Genomic DNA, 18,713 nt, shown 5'->3' with positions numbered 1-18,713 from the left:
CCCGCTGCGCTCAGGCCACCGCGCCGGCGCCGGGGATCGCGTCGAGCAGGGTGCGCGTGTACTCGGCCTGCGGCCGGTCGAAGATCTCCGCCGTGCTCCCGTGCTCGACGACCTGGCCGCGCCGCATCACCACGACGTCGTGGGCGATCAGCCGCACCACGGCGAGGTCGTGGGTGATGAACAGGTAGGACAGGCCGAGGTCGCGCTGCAGCTGGGTGAGCAGCTCGAGGATCTGGTCCTGCACGAGCACGTCGAGCGCCGACACCGCCTCGTCGCAGATCACCAGCTTCGGCGCGAGGGCGAGCGCGCGGGCGATCGCCACGCGCTGGCGCTGTCCGCCGGAGAGCTCGACGGGGTGCCGCTGGGCGGCCCCCCGGGGCAGGGCGACGTGGTCGAGCAGCTCGGCCACCCGTCGCCGCCGCGATCCGGGGTCGCCGATGCCGAACACCCGCAGCGGCTCGTCGATCAGCCGTTCCACCGGCAGCACCGGGTCCAGCGACCCGTACGGGTCCTGGAACACCGGCTGCATCTGCCGCCGGATCGCACGCCTGCGCGTGCGGTCGGCGCCGTCGAGGGTCTGGTCGGCGATGCGGATGTGCCCCGCCGTCGGCCGCTCCAGGCCGAGCACCAGCCGGGCCGTGGTGGTCTTGCCGGAGCCGGACTCGCCGACGATGGCCGTGGTGGTGCCCTGCGGCACGGCGAAGGAGACCCCGTCCACGGCCCGCAGCGGCTCCCGCTGGCCGCGCACCTTGTACTCCTTGACGAGGTCGGTGACCTCCAGCGCGGGCACCGGGGACTCCTCGGTGACGGCCGGGACCACCACCCGGCTGCGGCTGCCCGCCACCGACGGGGCCGCCGCCACCAGCCGCTGCGTGTACTCGTGCTGCGGGTCGCGCAGGATCTGCGCGGCCGGGCCGGTCTCGACGACCCGGCCCTGGCACATGACGACCACCTCGTCCGTCCGGTCGGCGGCGAGCCCCAGGTCGTGCGTGATGAGCAGCATCGACGTGCCGCGCGCTGCCATGAGCCGTTCCAGGTGGTCGAGGATCTGCCGCTGCACGGTGACGTCGAGCGCGGACGTCGGCTCGTCGGCGATGAGCAGCTGCGGCTCGCACGCCAGCGCGATCGCGATTAGCACGCGCTGGCGCATCCCGCCGGAGAACTCGTGCGGGTACTGCCGGGCGCGCCGCTCGGCGTCCGGGATGCCCGCCTCGGTCATCAGCTCGACGGCCCGCCGCTTCGCCGCCTGCCCGCGGGCCAGCCGGTGTGTCACCAGCGTCTCGGCGATCTGCCGCCCGACCCGCGCCACCGGGTTGAGGTTGGACATCGGGTCCTGGGGCACCAGCCCGATCTGGCGGCCGCGGAGCCTGCGGAGCCGCCGCTCGTCGCCGGCGGTGATGGCCGTGGTGACGTCCTCGCCGTCGAACTCGATGGTGCCGCCGGTGACGCGGCCGGTGCCCGGCAGCAGGCCGATCGCGGCGGCGGCGCTGGTGGACTTGCCCGATCCCGACTCGCCCACGATCGCGACCCGCTGACCGCGGCCCACGGTGAGGTCGATCCCGTGCACGACGGGCCGGAGCACCGCGTGGTCGGCGTAGCTGACCTCGAGGTCGCGAATCCGCAGCAGCGGCGCACCGCCGCTCTTCCGGGGGCCGCTCTCCTGGGTGCCGCTCTCTTGGGTGGTCGTCATGAACTCGCTCCTAGCGACCGGCGGCGTAGCCCTGCGCGCCGCGGGGGTTGGCGGCGGCCGACAGCACGCCGGTCTCGGGGTCGCGGCCGACGCTGGACAGGCGCCCGAGGCTCCAGTCGCCCGCACGTGTGATCTTGTGCCCGCGGCGCTCGAGCTCGGCGATGACTTCCTCGCCCAGCCGGTCCTCGACGACGGCGCCCCCGGGCGTCCAGGTGCGCGGCCAGAACGACCCGGGCATCGACGTGGTGTGCAGGGCCGGGGCGTCGATCGCCTGCTGCGGCGAGTAGCCGCCGACGAGCGTGCGCAGCAGGTACAGCAGCTGCCACTGGTCCTGCTGGTCGCCGCCGGGGGAACCCAGGGCGCACACCGGCTTCCCGTCGCGCAGCAGCAGCGTGGGGGTGAGCGTGGTGCGGGGCCGCTTGCCCGGCGCCAGCGACGACGGCGCACCCGGCTCCAGCCAGTTCATCTGCAGGCGCGAGCCGAGGCAGAACCCGAGCTCCGGGATGTTCGGGGAGGACTGCAACCAGCCGCCGGACGGGGTTGCGGAGACGATGTTGCCCCAGCGGTCCACGACGTCGATGTGGCAGGTGTCGCCGCGGGTCTCCCCGGACAGGACGACCGTCGGCTCGCCCACGCCGGCGGTCTCGCCCACGGGCTCGGCCAGCAGCGGCGGCAGGAACGGCTCGCGCCCGTCGGGGCGCCCCGGCCGGAACTCGTGCGACGCCTCGGCGCCGATCAGCTCCCGGCGCTGCCGCGCGTAGTCGTCGGACAGCAGCACGTCCAGCACGCCGTCGGCGATGTCCTCGCCGTAGTGCGCGTCCCGGTCGGCGAGCGCCAGCTTGAGCGCCTCCAGCACGTGGTGCGCGCCGGCGGCGGTGGACGGGTCCATGGCCTCGTCCGGCAGCCCGTCGAGGATCGCGAGGGCCTGCAGCAGGACCGGTCCCTGGCCCCAGGGGCCGATCTTCGCGACGGTCGTGCCACGGAACTCACGGGTGAGGGCGGGCTCGTACGACGCGGAGAACTCCGCGAAGTCGGACACCTCGATCACGCCGGCGTGGTCGGTGCCCGACGAGTGCCGGTGCGGGGTGCGGAGGAACTCGACGGCCTCGCGCGCGACGAAGCCCTCCTTCCACTCCTTGCGGGCCGCGGCGATCCGTCCGCGGCGGTCCGCGGCACCCGAACCGGCCTCCAGCAGCCGCTCGAGGGTCCGCGCGTAGGCCGGGTTCCGGATGATCTCGCCCTCGCGGGGCGCCCGCCCGTCCGGCATCCACAGCTCCGCCGACGTGGGCCAGTGCTCGGTGAACAGCTGCGCAACCGTCTGGATCGTGCTGCCGACCCGGCCGATGACGGGGTGGCCGTCGCGGGCGTAGCCGATCGCGAAGGCGAGGACGTCGGCGAGCTCCCAGGTGCCGTGGTCGTGCAGCAGCATGAGCCACGCGTCCGCCGAGCCCGGGACGGCGGCGGCGAGCCCGCCCGCGCCGGGGACGAGGTCGAGGCCCTCGCCGCGGTAGTGCTCGATCGTGGCGGCGGCGGGCGCGGGCCCTTGCCCCATCAGCACCTGCGGCCTGGGGTCGTCGGCCGTCGCGAAGATCGCGGTCATGTCGCCGCCGGGGCCGTTCAGGTGCGGCTCGACGACGTGCAGCACGAACCCGGCCGCGGTCGCGGCGTCCACGGCGTTGCCGCCGCGCTCGAGCACGGCCTGGGCGGTCGCGGTGGCGAGCCAGTGCGTGGTGGCCGACATCCCGAACGTCCCCTGCAGGTTGGGGCGGGTGGTGAACTCGGCGGGCGGGACGAAGCTCACGAAGATCCTCTCAGGTCAGCGGCGGGAGCCGGGGCTCAGCACGTCACGCAGTGCGTCGCCGAACAGGTTGAAGGCCAGGCAGATCACGACGATCGCGAGGCCGGGGAAGACGGCGGCGTACGGCGCCCGGACGATGTACTGCTGCGCATCGGACAGCATGATGCCCAGGCTCGGGCTCGGCGGCTGGATGCCGAGCCCGAGGAACGACAGCAGCGCCTCGCCGATCACCGCGACCGGCATGATCACCGTCGCCTGCACGATGATCGACGACACCGCGTTGGGCAGCACGTGCGTGGCGAGGATGCGCACGCCGGAGGCGTCCATGCTGCGGGCGGCGAGCACGAACTCGTGGCCCTTGAGCCGCAGCGTCTCCGCGCGCACCACCCGGATCATCGTGGGCACCTGCGCGAGGCCGAGCGCGATCGCCGCGTTCGTCAGGCTGGCGCCGTTGATGGCGGCGAGACCGACCGCGACGATGAGGAACGGGAACGCGAGCAGCAGGTCGGTGAACCGCGAGATCAGTCCGTCCAGCCACCGCCAGTAGCCCGCGAGCAGCCCCAGCGGGGCGCCCACGACGATCGCCAGCGCCACGGCGAGCACACCGACCTGCAGCGATGCGCGCGTCCCGTACAGGATGCGGGACAGGATGTCGCGGCCGAGGTCGTCGGTGCCCAGCGGGAAGCCCACGGTCCGCGGCAGCTGGAACGGGGTGGCGAAGTGCACCTCGCTCGGCGGGTACGGCGCGAGCCACGGGGCGAGCACCGCGGCGAGCACGACGACGAGCAGCATGCCGCCGCCGACCACGCCGAGCCGGTTGCGCAGCAGTCCCTTGACGATCCGCCCGCGCCTGCTGCCGAGGTCGGTGTCGGTGGGGCCCACGGTGGGCGTGACAAGAGCCATCAGGCCGTCCCTCCGACGCGGATCCGCGGGTCGATCACCGAGTAGAGGACGTCGACCGCGAGGTTGATGAGGATGTAGGCGAGCGTCACGACCAGCACGACCCCCTGGATCACGGGGTAGTCCCGGCTGAAGACGCTGTCGAGGGTGAGCTTCCCGAAGCCGGGGAGACCGAAGATCCGCTCCGTGACCACGGCCCCGGAGATCAGCCCGCCCAGCTGCAGGCCGACGATCGTCACGACGACGACGAGGCTGTTCCGCAGCGCGTACCGGACGATGACGGTGCTGCGCGAGGAGCCCTTCGCCCGCGCGGTGCGCACGTAGTCGGCCGCGAGCGCGTCGATCATCGATGCCCTGGTCTGGCGCATCACGATCGCCGCCAGCCCGGTGCCGAGGATCAGCGCCGGCAGCGTCAGGTGCCACAGCGCCCGGAACGGCTCCTCGGTGACCGGCACGTATCCCGACGCCGGGAACCAGCCGAAGCCGACGGCGAGGTAGAGGATCGCGAGCAGGCCCAGCCAGAAGTTCGGCACCGACAGCGACAGCAGCGACGCGCCGTTCACGGCGAGCTCCTGCCACCGGCCGCGCTTCACCGCGGCCAGCACGCCGGCCGCCATCCCGACGACGACGGCGATGACGATCGCGTAGAGCGACAGCCACGCCGTGACCGGCAGCGTCGTCGCAATGAGCTCGGTGACCGGCGTGCCGGTGCGCACCGAGCTGCCCAGGTCGCCGGTCAGCGCATTGCCCAGGAACCGGAAGTACTGCACGACGAGCGGCTCGTCGAGCCCGAGCTGCGCCCGGATGGCGGCCACGATCTCGGGCGTGGCCTCCTCCCCGGCCAACGCGAGGGCGGGGTCGCCCGGGAGGGCGCGCACGCCGGCGAACACCACGATCGAGGCGAGCAGCAGGGTGATGAGGCCCTGGCCGAGGCGGGTCAACAGGTAGCGGCCCATGTCAGTCTTCCTCCTCGGCGAGGAAGGCGGCCCGGCCGAGCCGCACGACGCCGTCGGCGTAGGTCGCGATGCCGGCCACATCCGTGGTGTAGGCGGTCAGGTTGCGCTGCCGATAGAGGTAGAGGATCGGCAGCTCCCGCTGGATGATCTCCACCACCTGGCCGTAGAGATCGGCACGGACGGCCTGGTCGTTCACCTGCGTCGCCTCGCGGAGCAGCCGGTCGACCTCCGGGTTGCTGTACCCGGCGACGTTGTTGCCCGCCCCGGTGGACAGGAAGGTCGACATGTTGCTGTGCGGGTCGATCCGCCCCGACCAGCCGAGCTGCAGGATCTCGAAGTCGCCGCGATCCTGGGTGTCGAGCAGCGTGGAGTACTCGACCGGCTGGATGGTGACCTCGAAGCCCCCGTCGCGGACGCTGGCCTGCAGCGCCTGGGCGAGCCGCAGTGTGTCGGGGTTGTTGCTGACGAGCATCGTCACCGGGTACGGGGTGGCTACCCCGGCCTCGGCCAGCAGCTGCCGCGCCCGGGCCGGGTCGTGCGGCTGGCACGCCTCGCTCGCCGGCGTCGAGTAGGGGCTGTCCGGGGAGATCGGCGAGCACGCGGGCTCGAACCAGTTGTTGAACACGGAGTTGACCAGCGTCGTCCGGTCCACCGACAGCGCGAACGCCTGCCGCACGCGCGGATCGGACGCGATGGGCGTGTCGATCGGCTCCGGCGGCTCGCCGACGCCGTTGACATTGCCGAGGTTGAACGTGACGCCCTGGTAGCCCAGCGACCCGATCTGCAGCACGCCGATCCCGCGCTCCTGCTGGAGGGCGTCGACGTCCTGCGGGGAGATGCTGTCGGCCACCTGGACGTCGCCGGAGCGCAGGTTGGCGGCGCGGATGTTCGCGTCCGTCATGATCCGGTAGGTGATCGAGTCGAGGTGCACCTGGTCGGCGTCGTAGTAGTTCGGGTCGCGCTCCACGTTGATCGACGTCTGTGGCACGCGCTCGGTGAACCGGAACGGCCCGACGCACACCGGGGACTCCCCGAAGTCCGCGCCCAGCTCCGCGATCGCGGCCGGTGACATGATCATGCCGGCGCGGTCGGCGAGCGAGGCGGTCAGCGGCGCGAACGGCTGCTCGTAGCGGACGACCACGGTGGCCGGGTCCGCGACCTCGATGCTGCTGATCGGGCCCAGCTCGCTCTTGCGCGCCGAGGTCTCCAGCGTGAGGTGGCGCTGCAGGGTCGTGGCCACCGCGGCCGCGTCGAACGGCGTGCCATCGCCGAAGGAGATCCCGGTGCGCACCGGGATGGTGACCGTGAGGCCGTCGGCGGAGACGGTGGGCAGGGCCGTGGCCAGCTGCGGGACGAGCTCGCCCTCGGCGTCGATGTCGTAGAGCTTCTCGCAGATCGTGTTCATCACGTACCGCGTGTAGAGCGACGACGACGTCGTGGGATCGAGGCGGTCGGGCTCGGCGGACAGCGCCATGACGAGATCACCGCCCTCGCGGACGGGGCGCCCGTCGATCGGCACCGCCGGGACGTCGGGGCGGGGCGGCGCGGGCTCGACCGGCTGGACGGGGATGCACCCGGTCAGCCCGATCGCGAGCAGGACACCGAGGCTCACTCGAGCGGCGCGGCGGCGCGAGGGGTGGTGCACGGATCGGCCCTTCGGCGAGGGGGAGATGTATACAATCGCACCGTACGCAGCGGATGTTTCCTCTCTGTTAAGGAGCGTCGACCTCGATGTCGTCCACGAGTGCGGCCGCACCGGCGGGGGCAGCCGTCCGCTCCCGCCGCGACAGCTGGTCGCTGGCCCTGATGCTCGCGCTCACGTTCTCCACCGGTGTGATCGACGCCGTCGGCTACCTGGGGCTGGACCGCGTCTTCACCGGGAACATGACCGGCAACGTGGTCATCCTCGGCATGGGGCTCGCCGGCGCGGAGGACCTGCCGGTGCTGGGCCCCGTCGTCGCGCTGGTGGCGTTCCTCGCCGGGGCCGTCGCCGCGGGCCGCGTGCTGAAGGGTGCCCCGGCGGCCTGGACGGTCCGTACCACGGTGCTCCTGCTGCTCGTCGGGCTGGTGCTGGCGGCGCTCGCCGTGGGCGCCGCGCTGCTCGGCATCGACGGCGCCGAGCCGGGCGAGCCGGGCACGGTGTCCGCGCCGCTGCTCCTGGTCACCGCGGCGCTCGGGTTCGTGATGGGCGCGCAGGCTGCGACCGCCCGGAAGCTCGCGGTCAAGGACGTCACCACGGTGGTGGTCACCTCGACGCTCACCGGCCTGGCCGCCGACTCCCGGCTGGCCGGCGGCACGGGCGCCGCGTGGCGGCGGCGGGCGGGTGCGGTGGCGCTGATCCTGCTGGGCGCGGCCGCGGGTGCCGCGCTGCTGCGGTGGCACCTGGCAGCCGGCCTGGCGCTGTCGGCGGTGATCACGATCGCCGTGGTGGTAGCGGGCCACCTGACGGCCCGCCCAACCTGAGCCGCCCCCGCCCCACTCCGCCCCGGGTGCTGCAATTCGCGGCGCTCCTCCGGCAGGATCCGGGCATGTCCTTCAGCCCCGGCACCGCAGCCGCGATCGACCGCGCCCGCCAGCACGCCGTCGGCGACCTGCTGCACCGCACCGCGCGCCGCTACCCCGACAAGCTCGCCGTGGTGGCGGGCGACCTGCGCGTCACGTACGCCGAGTTCGACGTCGCGGTGAACCGCACCGCGCACGCGCTGGCCGGGCGCGGCGTGCGCAAGGGCGACCGGTTGGCGTTGCTCTCCCACAACTGCTGGCAGTACGCGGTGCTGGCGTTCGCCACCGCGAAGCTCGGCGTGGTGCTGGTGCCGGTGAACTTCATGCTCACCGCCGACGAGATCGCCTATATCCTCCGCCACTCCGGCGCCTCGGGGATCGTCGCGGAGGACGCGCTGGTGGCGACGGCGGCCGACGCTCTGACGGCGGCGGGTGTCGAGCGCGGCGTGCGCGGGGCGATCCCGCTGTCCGGCGCGGCCGCGGCCGAGGGGTGGGAGGACGTCGACGCGTGGTGGAGGGACGGGCCGGTCGACGCGCCGGACGTCGTGGTCGCCGACGACGACCCGCTGCGACTGATGTACACCTCGGGCACCGAGTCGCGGCCCAAGGGCGTGATGCTGTCGTCCCGGTCGCTGATCGGGCAGTACGTGTCGTGCATCGTCGACGGTGGGATGGAGGCCGGCGACGTCGAGGTGCACGCGCTGCCGATGTACCACTGCGCGCAGCTGGACTGCTTCTTCTCCGTGGACGTCTACCTGGGCGCCTCGAGCGTCATCCTGCCCGGCCCGGACCCGGCGGCGCTGCTGGCGACGATCGCGCGGGAGAAGGTGACGAAGCTGTTCTGCCCGCCGACGGTGTGGATCTCACTGCTACGGCACCCGGACTTCGACGCGACCGACCTGTCGAGCCTGCGCAAGGGCTACTACGGCGCGTCGCCGATGCCGGTGGAGGTGCTGCGCGAGCTGCAGCGCCGGCTGCCGGACGTGCAGCTGTGGAACTTCTACGGCCAGACCGAGATGGCCCCGCTCGCCACGATCCTGCGCCCGCACGAGCAGCTGGAGCGGGCGGGCAGCGCGGGCCGGGCGGCGCTGAATGTCGAGACGATGCTGGTGGACGAGCTGGGCGAGCCCGTGCCGCCGGGCGAGGTCGGCGAGATCGTGCACCGCAGCCCGCACGCCACGCTGGGCTACTACGAGGACGAGGAGAAGACCGCCGAGGCGTTCCGCGGCGGCTGGTTCCACTCCGGCGACCTCGGCGTGATGACCGAGGACGGCTACCTGTCGGTGGTCGACCGCAAGAAGGACATGATCAAGACCGGTGGCGAGAACGTGGCCAGCCGGGAGGTCGAGGAGGCCATCTACGAACTGGACGGCGTTGCTGAGGTGGCGGTGTTCGGGATCAGCCACCCGCACTGGATCGAGGCCGTCACCGCCGTCATCGTCCCCAAGCCGGGGGCGACACTCACCGCGGCGCACGTCGACGCCCACACGAAGGAACGGCTGGCCGGCTACAAGCGGCCCAAGTACGTGGTGCTCGCCGACGCGCTGCCGAAGAACCCCAGCGGCAAGATCCTCAAGCGGGCCCTGCGGGAGGAGCACGCCGACCTGGCGCAGCACTGACCCTCGTCCCCCCACTCGGGCCGGGGTCACCCCACCGAGGCCAGGTCGGTCGGCTCCTCCCGGGACGGCGCGGGGTCGGTGGCGGCGGCCGTCGGGTCGTGCTCGCCGTCCAGCAGGGGGCAGGCGAGCCACGGCTCGGGGATGCCGAAGCCGTCCACGAGCGTCCGGGCGTGCGGGCGCAGCCGTCCGCACAGCGCGTTGACCGCCTGCGTCACGGCCTTCGCCCGCCCCAGCGTCAGGTACGCGTGCTCGACGAAGAACGCCCGGTCGCCCTCGAGCACCGACAGCGCGTACAGGGCGTGCACCTGCGCCAGCAGCGCGCGCACGCCGGGGTCGGGCACCCGGGCGACGGCCGCGGCGAACGCGTCGAACACGACCCGGTCGACGTGGGCCCGCGCCGCCACCAGCAGGTGGTCCTGGGCATCGTTGAACACCGCGAACTGGTCGGCCCCGGGCGCGAGCGCCTTGCGCATCCGCTGCGCCGCGTTCGCCAGCAGGTGCTCCTCGCGCTCGACGAGCAGCCACCGCTGGTACGCCCGGTCGCGCACGTCGCCGCGCCGCAGCACCGCGCGCAGCCCGGTGCGCTCGGCCACCGCGTCGGCGGCCAGCCGCGCCCCGAACCGGGCCTTGCCGAGCAGGTCGAGCTTCCCGACCCGGCGCCCGTAGTCCGACAGCAGCGTCTTCGCGACGAGCTGCAGGAGCACGGTGTTATCGCCCTCGAACGTGGTGAACACGTCGGTGTCGGCCTTGAGCTGCGGGAGCAGGTTCTCGGCGAGGTAGCCGGCGCCGCCGCACGCCTCCCGGCACGTCTGGATCGTCGCCGTGGCGTGCCAGGTCGCGGCCGCCTTGATCCCGGCGGCACGCGTCTCCAGGTCGCGCTGCCGCCGCTCGTCGCCCGCCGCGCCGAAGCCCTGCAGCTCGTGCATGTCCGCGACGAGGTCGGCCTGCGCGAAGTGCAGCGCGTAGGTCGTCGCGAGCGCGGGGAGCAGCTTGCGCTGGTGGGCGAGGTAGTCGAGGACGACCACCTCCTCGCCCGTCGCGGGATCGCTGAACTGCCGCCGTGTGGCGCCGTAGCGGATCGCGAGCGCGAGCGCCTTCTGCGTGGAGCTCCCCGCCCCGCCCGCCACGCTGATCCGGCCGCGGACGAGCGTGCCGAGCATCGTGAAGAACCGCCGCGACTCGCTCGCGATCGGGCTCTCGTACGTGCCGTCCTCGGCGATGTCGGCGAAGCGGTTGAGCAGGGCCCCCCGCGGCACGCGCACGCGGTCGAAGCTCAGCCTGCCGTTGTCGACGCCGTTGAGGCCCGCCTTGCGGCCGCAGTCGCCGATCGTGACGCCGGGCAGCGGCCGCCCCTCGGAATCCCGGATCGGGACGAGTAGGGCGTGCACCCCGTGGGATGTTCCCTGTGTGATCAGCTGCGCGAAGACCACGGCCATCCGCCCGTCGCGCGCGGCGTTGCCGATGTAGTCCTTGCGCGCCCCCGCGTCCGGCGTGGAGATCTCGAACTCGCGCGCCGCCTGGTCGTACGTCGCGGTGGTGCGCAGGTGCTGCACGTCCGAGCCGTGCCCGGTCTCGGTCATCGCGAAGCAGCCCAGGAGCTCCCCGTCCATGATCGGCTTCAGGTACTCGTCATGGTGCCGCGAAGTGCCGAGCGCCTGCACGGCGCCGCCGAACAGGCCCCACTGCACCCCGGCCTTGACCAGCAGTGACAGGTCGCCGTAGCCGAGCATCGCGAACGCCGTGACCACCCCGCCGACATCGCCCCCGCCGCCGTAGGCCGGGTCGAAGCCGAGGTGCGGGCGGCGGCTCTCGGCCAGCAGGCCCAGGTTCGCCGTCGTCAGCGCGCGGTACTCCTCGGTGCTCAGGTCGGGGTCCGGGTGCAGCGACCGGTCGCCGAACTGGGTGCGGACCTCCTCGCGCACTGCCGCCCAGCGGCCGTCGAGCACGCGCTGGAGATCTCGGGGATCGACGTTCACTTGTCCTCCTTCTGGGGAGCCACGACGCCGGAGAGTCCGGCCCAGGCCAGGTCGGTGATGTGCGTGGCCAGCTGCGTACGGGTCATCCCGGCGGGGCGCGCGATCCAGTTGTCGGCCGCGGCGCGCACGAGCCCGACGACGCCGTGGCCCCACGGCACGGCGGGGGCCGGGTCGAGCCCGACGCGGCGCAGTTGTTCGGCGATGATCTCGGCGGCCTCGTCGCCGATCAGCGAGACGAGGTCGGTGACCGGGCCGGCGGCGGGCGCACGGTGCACGACGAACCGGTAGACCTCCGGGTCGTGCTCGATGAGCCGTAGATAGGCCTCGATCCCCGCGGCGGCCTTCCCGCGCGGCCCGGTGGCGGCGTCCATCGCGGCGCGCACCTGCCCGAGCAGGTGTTCGGCGACCCGGGCGCACACGGCGACGTAGAGCTGGGTGCGGTCGGTGAAGTGGCGGTAGACGACCGTCTTGCTGGTGGCGGCCTGCGCGGCGACGTCGTCCATCCCCACGCCGGCCCCGTGCGCCCGGATCGCGGCGATCGCGGCGTCGGTCAGCTCGGCGCGGCGGCTGCGCCGGTGGGCGTCCCACCGGCTGGCCCGACGATCGCGCGGCTTCACGGCACCGACAGTACCCGGTACTTTTGGTATCGGCTACTCGCGGGTAACCTTGCGACCGACGGCCGACCCCGGGAGGAACCGATGGCCAGCGACAGGCGGAGGGCTGCCGTGATCGGCGGCAACCGGATCCCGTTCGCGCGCGCGAACGGCGCGTACGCCCGCGCGTCCAACCTCGACATGCTCACCGCCACCCTCGACGGCCTCGGCGCCCGCTTCGGGTTGGCCGGCGCGCGGCTCGGCGAGGTGGTCGGCGGCGCCGTGCTCAAGCACAGCCGCGACCGCGACCTCACCCGCGAGGCGGTGCTCGGCAGCACCCTCGCCCCCAGCACGCCCGCCTACGACGTGCAGCAGGCGTGCGGCACCGGGCTGGAGACGGTCGTCCTCGTCGCCAACAAGATCGCGCTCGGCCAGGTCGAGAGCGGCATCGCGGCGGGCGTGGACTCCGCGAGCGACGCCCCGGTCGCGCTCAACGACGACCTGCGCCGCGTCCTGATGGAGCTGAACGCGGCGAAGACGCTCGGCGCGCGCCTCACGGCACTGCGCGGGCTGCGGCCGGGTCAGATCGTCCCCGAGATCCCTCGGAACGCCGAGCCGCGCACCGGCCTGTCCATGGGCGAGCACGCCGCGCGCACCGCCCTGGACTGGCAGATCGGCCGGGAGGAGCAGGACGAGCTCGCCGCCGCGAGCCACCGCAACCTGGCCGCCGCCTACGAGCGCGGCTTCTTCGACGACCTGGTCACGCCGTTCCTCGGCCTCACCCGCGACGGCACCCTCCGCCCCGACTCGACGCCCGAGAAGCTCGAGAAGCTGAAGCCGGTGTTCGGCCGCGGCGAGAACGCCACGATGACGGCGGGCAACTCCACCCCGCTCACCGACGGCGCGTCCGCCGTGCTGCTCGGCTCCGACGAGTGGGCCGCCGAGCACCGGCTGCCGGTGCTCGCGCATGTCGTGGACGCCGAGACGGCCGCCGTCGACTTCGTGCACGGCGACGACGGGCTGCTCACCGCCCCGGTCTACTCCGTGCCGCGGCTGCTGGAGCGCAACGGGCTGACGCTGCAGGACTTCGACTTCTACGAGATCCACGAGGCGTTCGCCTCCACGGTGCTCGCCACGCTCAAGGCGTGGGAGGACCCGGCGTTCGCCAAGGAGAAGCTCGGCCTGGACGCCCCGCTGGGCGCGATCGACCGATCGAAGCTCAACGTCGCGGGCTCATCGCTCGCCACCGGGCACCCGTTCGCCGCCACCGGCGGCCGCATCGTCGCGACGCTGGCGAAGCTGCTGCACGAGAAGGGCGCCACTGCCGAGGCACGAGGCGGTCATCGACCTCGCCGCGGCCTGATCTCGATCTGCGCGGCCGGCGGCCAGGGCGTCGTCGCGATCCTGGAGGCGGCGTGAGCGAGCTTGCGAGCTCACAAATCAACACAGCGTCTCGGGCATTCGCCGACGAGGCGCTGGCGAGGAGAACGAATGTCCCACGACACGCTGCGTGATCTGTCGCAGAACTCGCTCGTCCGCAGGCTCGGCGTGCCCCGGATCCCGGTGCTGCGCCGGTACGCACCCGGACAACCGCTGCTCGACGCGCCCGCGCTCGTCGGCGCCGTCGGGAACGGCCGGCTCGCCGACGGCGTGCGCGCACTGCTCGCCGAGGCGGGCGTGCCCGAGGCGGCCGAGGCGGAGAAGCCCGCCGCCGTCGTCCTGGACGCCACCGGCGCCCGCACGCTCGACGACCTCGCGGCCGCCCAGCAGTTCCTCACCCCGGCGGTGCGGCGCCTCGCGCCGTCCGGGCGGCTGCTGATCCTCGGCCCGGTCGCCGACCCCGGCTCCGAAAGCACCGACGCCGAGGCCGCCGCCGTCGCGCAGGCGTTCGAGGGGCTGGTCCGGTCCGCGGGCAAGGAGGTGCGGGCCGGGGCCACGGCGAACCTGCTCGTCGTGGCGCCGGACGCCGGGCCGGAGGCGCTCGCGTCGACGCTGAGGTTCTTCCTGTCGGCCCGCTCGGCGTTCGTGTCCGGGCAGGTCGTGCGGGTCGGCGCGCCGGTCGGTCCGGTCGAGCCCGGGGATCCGGCCCGTCCGCTCGCCGGGCGGATCGCGGTGGTCACGGGTGCCGCGCGGGGCATCGGCGAGGCCATCGCCCATACGCTGCACCGCGACGGCGCCACGATCGTCGCCGTGGACGTCCCGGCGGCGGGCGACGCGCTGGCCCGGGTCGCCAACCGCACGGGCGGCACGGCGGTGCAGCTCGACATCACCGCCGCCAACGCCCCGGCCCGGTTGCTCGCGCACCTGCGGGAGCGGCACGGCCGCGTCGACGTGGTGGTGCACAACGCGGGCATCACCCGCGACAAGCTGCTCGCGAACATGGACGCCGACCGCTGGAACGCCGTCCTCGCGGTCAACCTGCGCTCCCAGCTCGCGATCAACGACGCGCTGCTGGCGGATGCCGACCTGCTCGGCGACAGCGCGCGGATCGTCGGCATCTCGTCGATGAGCGGGATCGCGGGCAACCGCGGCCAGACCAACTACGCGGCGAGCAAGGCGGGCGTGATCGGGATGGTCCGCGCGCTCGCCCCGCGCTTCGCCGAGCGGGGCGCGACGATCAACGCGATCGCCCCGGGGTTCATCGAGACCGCGATGACGGCGAAGATGCCGCTCGCCACCCGCGAGGCGGGCCGGCGGGTCAACAGCCTGCGGCAGGGCGGCCTGCCCGTGGACGTCGCCGAGGCCGTGGGCTGGCTCGGCCAGGCCGCGTCGGCGGGCGTCACCGGCCAGGTCGTGCGCGTCGACGGCCAGAACATGCTGGGGGCGTGATGCGAACCGTGCTCGACGCACCGCCGCGGCTCGGCGCGCTCTACGCCAAGGCCGCGCTCGGCGCGGTCGGCCGCCGGGGCTCGGCGCTGCCCGGCACGGAACTGGCGCGTGCGGACGTGGCTGTCGACCGGGACCACCTCGCCGGCTACGCACGGGTGTGCGGGTTCGCCGTCGGCGACGCGCTCCCGCCGGCCTACCCGCACGTGCTGGCGTTTCCGCTGCAGGTGGCGCTGATGGCCGACCGGGCGTTCCCGCTGCCGCTGCCCGGGCTCGTGCACGTGCGCAACGCGATCACCGTGCACCGGCGGATCGACGCCGCTGAGCGGCTCGACGTGCGGGTGCGGGCCGAGCGGTTCGTCGCGCATCCGAAGGGTGCACAGGTCGACCTGGTCGCCGCGGTCGCCGTGGACGGCGAGCCGGTGTGGGACGGGCGGAGCACCTACCTGGCCCGCGGGGCGACGGCACCGGAGGGATCGGGCGAACCCGCGGCGGAGCCGGCCGCCGTCCCCGAGGGGGCGCCCACGGCGACCTGGCGCGTCGATGCCGGCACCGGCCGCCGCTACGCGCGGGTCAGCGGGGACGTGAACCCGATCCACCTGCACCCGCTCACGGCGCGGGCGTTCGGGTTCCCGCGCGCGATCGCCCACGGCATGTGGACGGCTGCCCGCTCGCTCGCCGCGCTGCAGGGGCGGCTCCCGGACGCGCTCGGCTATGACGTGGCGTTCGGCAGGCCGCTGCTGCTCCCCTCCACCGTCGAGCTGCGGACCCGATCCGCGGACGATGGGTGGGACCTGGATGTCCGCTCCCGGAAAAGGACGCACCTGACCGGCGCGATCCGGCCGGCAGCCGGGTAGCGGACACAAACGATCGGGCCCCGGCGGGTGGAAGCCGCCGGGGCCCGATCGTGTCGTGCGGGTCAGGGCCGGCCCTGACCGGCAGTCGTCAGCCGCCCAGCACGGACGACAGCGCCTTGCCGATCTGGCTCTGCGAGGTGCTGTTGCTGTTGCCCTGGGTGTTGCTGGAGTGGACCGAGTTGTCCTGCTCGATGTCCTGGTCGCCCTCGGACCCGCCGATGTTGATGGCCGGGTTGAACTGGGTGACCGGGGCGAAGTTCAGGTTCTCCTGCTCGGTGCTGTTGCTCTGCTCCTGGTCGACGACCGCGCTGCCGTCGGCGTCGCCGCCGCGGTTGTCGGAGTCGTGCTTGCGGTGCTTGCCGCCGGTGGCGTCGCCGCCCTCGGCCTTGGCGTGGGCGTCGCCGTCCTGGTGCTGGCCGGTGGCGTTGCTGTTGCCCTGGGTGTTGCCGGAGTGGACCGAGTTGTCCTGCTCGACGCTCTGGTCACCCTCGCTCAGGATGCTGGCGAAGTTGAACGCCGGGTTGAACTGGGTGACCGGGGCGAAGTTGACGTTCTCCTGCTCGGTGCTGTTGTCCTGCAGCTGGTCGACGATGGTGAACGCCCCGGCGTCACCGCCGCGGGAGTCGTCGCCCTTGCGGTGCTTGCCGCCGGTGGCGTCGCCGCCCTCGGCCGTGGCCTCGGCCTCGGCGTCCTGGCTCTGCGAGGTGCTGTTGCTGTTGCCCTGGGTGTTGCTGGAGTGGACCGAGTTGTCCTGCTCGATGTCCTGGTCGCCCTCGGAGCCGAACCCCGCCGACGTTCACGGCCGGGTTGGACTGGGTGACCGGCGCCCAGTTGCTGTTGGACTGCGTGGTCTCGTTTCCCTGGTCCTGGAGGACCTCGGAGAGAGCCGAGGCGTTGCCGCCCTCGCTGCTGGAGTCGTCGTGCTTGCGGTGCTTGCCGCCGGTGGCGTCGCCGCCCTCGGCCGTGGCGTGGGCGTCGCCGTCCTGGTGCTGGCCGGTGTGGTTGGCGTTGCCATGGGTGTTGCTGGAGTCGACCGAGTTGTCCTGCTCGATCTCCTGGTCGCCCTCGGAGCCGAACCCGCCGGAGTTGCGTGCCTCGTTGTTCTGCGAGACCGGCGCCTGGTTGGTGTTCGACTGGGACGTGGAGTTGTCCTGCGTCTGAACGACCCCGGCGGCGCCCGAGGCGCGTCACCACCGCGGCTGTCGGCAGTGGCGATACCCGCGCCGGCGAGGGCGAGCAGGCCCGCGCTGGCGACCACGGCGAGAATGCGACGTGCGTTTGTACGCATGAGGAAATTGCCTCTCGAAGAAATGGTGCGAGTGGTGTCGGAAAACCCCGTGCGACCGGACGGCCGACGGTGAACGGATCGGGCGGCGCCGCGATCAGTCGGGGCCGACGGCCACTTCGGGATACCACCAGGTCATGCGCTGCGTGGCGCGGGCGGCGAGCAGGGCTGCGCCGGCGAGCAACGCGGCGAGCACGGCGTCGAGGACGGGCGGCTGCAGCGCGAAAGGTGTGCCGGCCGCGCCGACCGACGGGGTCGGGGCGGCGGGTGCAGGCAGGTTCGCGGGGACGTGCTGTCCCACGGGGGACACGGGTGCGGAGTCGGACGACTCGACGGCGTGGTGGCCGCCCCGCGCCGCCACATCGACGGCCGCGGCGAACAGTGCCGGATCCGGGACGGGGCGGAGGGCCGGCGGGCTGCCGTGCTCGGCGACGACCACCGGCGGCGGCAAGGCCGCAGGCGGTACCGGCGGCGCGGTTGCCGACCCGGCTGCCGTCGCGGTGGGCCGGGCGCCGTGGCGCGTCGCGTCGGGCGCGAGCTGCTGCACGGTCGTTGCCACGGCATCGGTCAGCGGTGGGAGGGCCGGTGCGAGGAGCCTGATCACGTTCTCGACGGCCGGCGCGACCGGCTCGACCGCAGCGCCGACGATCGGCTCCAGGACGCGACTCGCCCGGCGCGGCGACGTCGGCGGCCGCTTCGACCAGCGGTTGCGCGGTACGGGCGACCTGCTCGACGACGGGGGCGGCGGGTGCTGCAACGGCTTCGACCACCGGCTCGGCGGCTGTGACGACGGGGTCGACGACCTGGTCGACGGCCCGGGTGGAGGGGGCGGCCGCGTCGGCCACCGACTCCGTGACCTCGCCGAGGTCCTGGACGGCCTCGCCGGCCGGGGCGGTGACCGCATCGAGGGTCGCCTCGACCGTCGGTGTGGTGCTCCGGGTGAGCGGCGCCGTCGCGTCGGCAACGGCCTCGCGGACGGCGTCCACCGCATCGTCCCGGTGCTGTTGTTCGGCGCCGGTCTCGTGCCCAGCCGCGGCGTCGCTTGCCTCCGACCTGGCCGAGGCGTCGCGCTCCGAGGTGTCGTGGTCGAAGCCGCGCGTGGCCGCAGCCGCGTCGGCCACGAGGGACCGCGTGACATCGCGCGCCGCCTCCCGGGCGGAGCCCAGCTCGTCGACTCTGTCGATCACGTCGTCGAGTGGGCCGTCGCCCTCGTCGGCGTGGGCGCTGCCCGCACCGAGAGCAGCGAGAACGAGCACGCCGGCGAGCAGCCCGAGGAGCAGCAGGCAACGACGAAATGCACGGGTAATCAGCGATACGCCGACGTCATTCACCCCCCCTCGTCGGGCTCGTTCCATTGCAGCCGGTCGAGCATACGGTTCCTACCATGCCTGCGGTTCGATGCAACCACACATTCTCCGACGAATCCGGAGTACTCGTGGGAGGAGCGCGGTTACTGCCCGGTAAGAATCAAGGACTTCTTTCACGAATAGAGGACGGCTTCGGTGGTGCCGGGTCATCGGTTCACGCGCAGCCCGCGGCGCTGCGCACCGATGTCCGCGAGTCGGGCTGTGAGGGTGCGCGAGTCGGGCTGTGAGGGTGCGCGAGTCGGGCTGTGAGGGTGCGCGAGTCGGGCTGTGAGGGTGCGCGAGTCGGGCTGTGAGGGTGCGCGAGTCGGGCTGTGAGGGTGCGCGAGTCGGGCTGTGAGGGTGCG

Annotated in this window: 16 protein-coding genes; 8 read left to right on the top strand and 8 right to left on the bottom strand. The window is 73.4% G+C overall.

Annotated features, from left to right (window positions below):
* Nucleotides 1-10: 10 nt before the first annotated feature.
* From KME75_RS03360 to KME75_RS03340, 5 genes are all read right to left on the bottom strand, one after another.
* Complete coding sequence (locus KME75_RS03360) at nucleotides 11-1,690, bottom strand: dipeptide ABC transporter ATP-binding protein (protein ID WP_219413025.1); 1,680 nt, start codon at nucleotides 1,688-1,690, stop codon at nucleotides 11-13.
* Between the two features lie 10 nt (nucleotides 1,691-1,700).
* Nucleotides 1,701-3,431: a gamma-glutamyltransferase family protein gene (locus KME75_RS03355; RefSeq protein ID WP_219413068.1), complete on the bottom strand. Its 1,731-nt coding sequence runs from the start codon at nucleotides 3,429-3,431 to the stop codon at nucleotides 1,701-1,703.
* A 75-nt stretch (nucleotides 3,432-3,506) separates the two neighbouring features.
* Entirely contained in the window at nucleotides 3,507-4,391 is an 885-nt protein-coding gene (locus tag KME75_RS03350) for an ABC transporter permease (RefSeq protein ID WP_219413024.1), read from the bottom strand.
* Entirely contained in the window at nucleotides 4,391-5,344 is a 954-nt protein-coding gene (locus tag KME75_RS03345; RefSeq protein WP_219413023.1) for an ABC transporter permease, read from the bottom strand. Before KME75_RS03345 ends, KME75_RS03350 begins: the two co-directional genes overlap by 1 nt.
* Nucleotide 5,345: 1 nt before the next feature.
* Nucleotides 5,346-6,956 carry an ABC transporter substrate-binding protein gene (locus KME75_RS03340; protein WP_308282522.1) on the bottom strand — a complete coding sequence of 537 codons (1,611 nt, stop codon included), beginning with the start codon at nucleotides 6,954-6,956 and terminating at the stop codon, nucleotides 5,346-5,348.
* Nucleotides 6,957-7,075: 119 nt separating this feature from the next.
* Here KME75_RS03340 and KME75_RS03335 point away from each other — a divergent pair, with 119 nt between their 5' ends.
* On the top strand, nucleotides 7,076-7,807 hold the full coding sequence (locus KME75_RS03335) for a YoaK family protein (protein WP_219413022.1): 732 nt from the start codon (nucleotides 7,076-7,078) through the stop codon (nucleotides 7,805-7,807).
* Nucleotides 7,808-7,872: 65 nt separating this feature from the next.
* The gene (locus tag KME75_RS03330) at nucleotides 7,873-9,465 is read left to right on the top strand and encodes an acyl-CoA synthetase (protein WP_219413021.1); all 1,593 of its coding nucleotides are present in this window, start codon (nucleotides 7,873-7,875) and stop codon (nucleotides 9,463-9,465) included.
* 26 nt (nucleotides 9,466-9,491) lie between these two features.
* Here KME75_RS03330 and KME75_RS03325 read toward each other — a convergent pair whose 3' ends face one another.
* Both KME75_RS03325 and KME75_RS03320 read right to left on the bottom strand, forming a co-directional pair.
* Nucleotides 9,492-11,441, bottom strand: a complete 1,950-nt coding sequence (locus KME75_RS03325; protein WP_219413020.1) for an acyl-CoA dehydrogenase family protein — start codon at nucleotides 11,439-11,441, stop codon at nucleotides 9,492-9,494.
* On the bottom strand, nucleotides 11,438-12,058 hold the full coding sequence (locus tag KME75_RS03320; RefSeq protein WP_219413019.1) for a TetR family transcriptional regulator: 621 nt from the start codon (nucleotides 12,056-12,058) through the stop codon (nucleotides 11,438-11,440). Before KME75_RS03320 ends, KME75_RS03325 begins: the two co-directional genes overlap by 4 nt.
* Before the next feature lie 81 nt (nucleotides 12,059-12,139).
* Between KME75_RS03320 and KME75_RS03315 the strand changes: the two genes are divergently transcribed.
* The 5 genes from KME75_RS03315 to KME75_RS03295 all read left to right on the top strand — a co-directional run bounded on the left by KME75_RS03315 (nucleotide 12,140) and on the right by KME75_RS03295 (nucleotide 16,878).
* On the top strand, nucleotides 12,140-13,453 hold the full coding sequence (locus KME75_RS03315) for an acetyl-CoA C-acetyltransferase (protein WP_219413018.1): 1,314 nt from the start codon (nucleotides 12,140-12,142) through the stop codon (nucleotides 13,451-13,453).
* A gap of 72 nt (nucleotides 13,454-13,525) precedes the next feature.
* Nucleotides 13,526-14,863 carry a 3-oxoacyl-ACP reductase gene (locus KME75_RS03310; RefSeq protein ID WP_219413017.1) on the top strand — a complete coding sequence of 446 codons (1,338 nt, stop codon included), beginning with the start codon at nucleotides 13,526-13,528 and terminating at the stop codon, nucleotides 14,861-14,863.
* On the top strand, nucleotides 14,863-15,717 hold the full coding sequence (locus KME75_RS03305; protein ID WP_219413066.1) for a MaoC/PaaZ C-terminal domain-containing protein: 855 nt from the start codon (nucleotides 14,863-14,865) through the stop codon (nucleotides 15,715-15,717). The genes KME75_RS03310 and KME75_RS03305 overlap by 1 nt, the downstream gene beginning before the upstream one ends.
* Before the next feature lie 169 nt (nucleotides 15,718-15,886).
* Complete coding sequence (locus KME75_RS03300; protein WP_219413016.1) at nucleotides 15,887-16,537, top strand: hypothetical protein; 651 nt, start codon at nucleotides 15,887-15,889, stop codon at nucleotides 16,535-16,537.
* Between the two features lie 122 nt (nucleotides 16,538-16,659).
* Nucleotides 16,660-16,878: a hypothetical protein gene (locus KME75_RS03295; RefSeq protein ID WP_219413015.1), complete on the top strand. Its 219-nt coding sequence runs from the start codon at nucleotides 16,660-16,662 to the stop codon at nucleotides 16,876-16,878.
* 221 nt (nucleotides 16,879-17,099) lie between these two features.
* On the opposite strand, the gene KME75_RS03290 is transcribed toward KME75_RS03295, so the two are convergent.
* Complete coding sequence (locus tag KME75_RS03290) at nucleotides 17,100-17,453, bottom strand: hypothetical protein (RefSeq protein WP_219413014.1); 354 nt, start codon at nucleotides 17,451-17,453, stop codon at nucleotides 17,100-17,102.
* A gap of 49 nt (nucleotides 17,454-17,502) precedes the next feature.
* Between KME75_RS03290 and KME75_RS03285 the strand changes: the two genes are divergently transcribed.
* The gene (locus tag KME75_RS03285) at nucleotides 17,503-18,492 is read left to right on the top strand and encodes a hypothetical protein (RefSeq protein WP_219413013.1); all 990 of its coding nucleotides are present in this window, start codon (nucleotides 17,503-17,505) and stop codon (nucleotides 18,490-18,492) included.
* Nucleotides 18,493-18,713: the final 221 nt, after the last annotated feature.

It is taken from the genome of Pseudonocardia nigra (genome assembly GCF_019396355.1).
In the GTDB taxonomy this organism is placed as follows: domain Bacteria; phylum Actinomycetota; class Actinomycetes; order Mycobacteriales; family Pseudonocardiaceae; genus Pseudonocardia; species Pseudonocardia nigra.
Note: the sequence above shows the minus strand (reverse complement) of the source record. Positions and strands in the feature narration are given on the sequence as shown.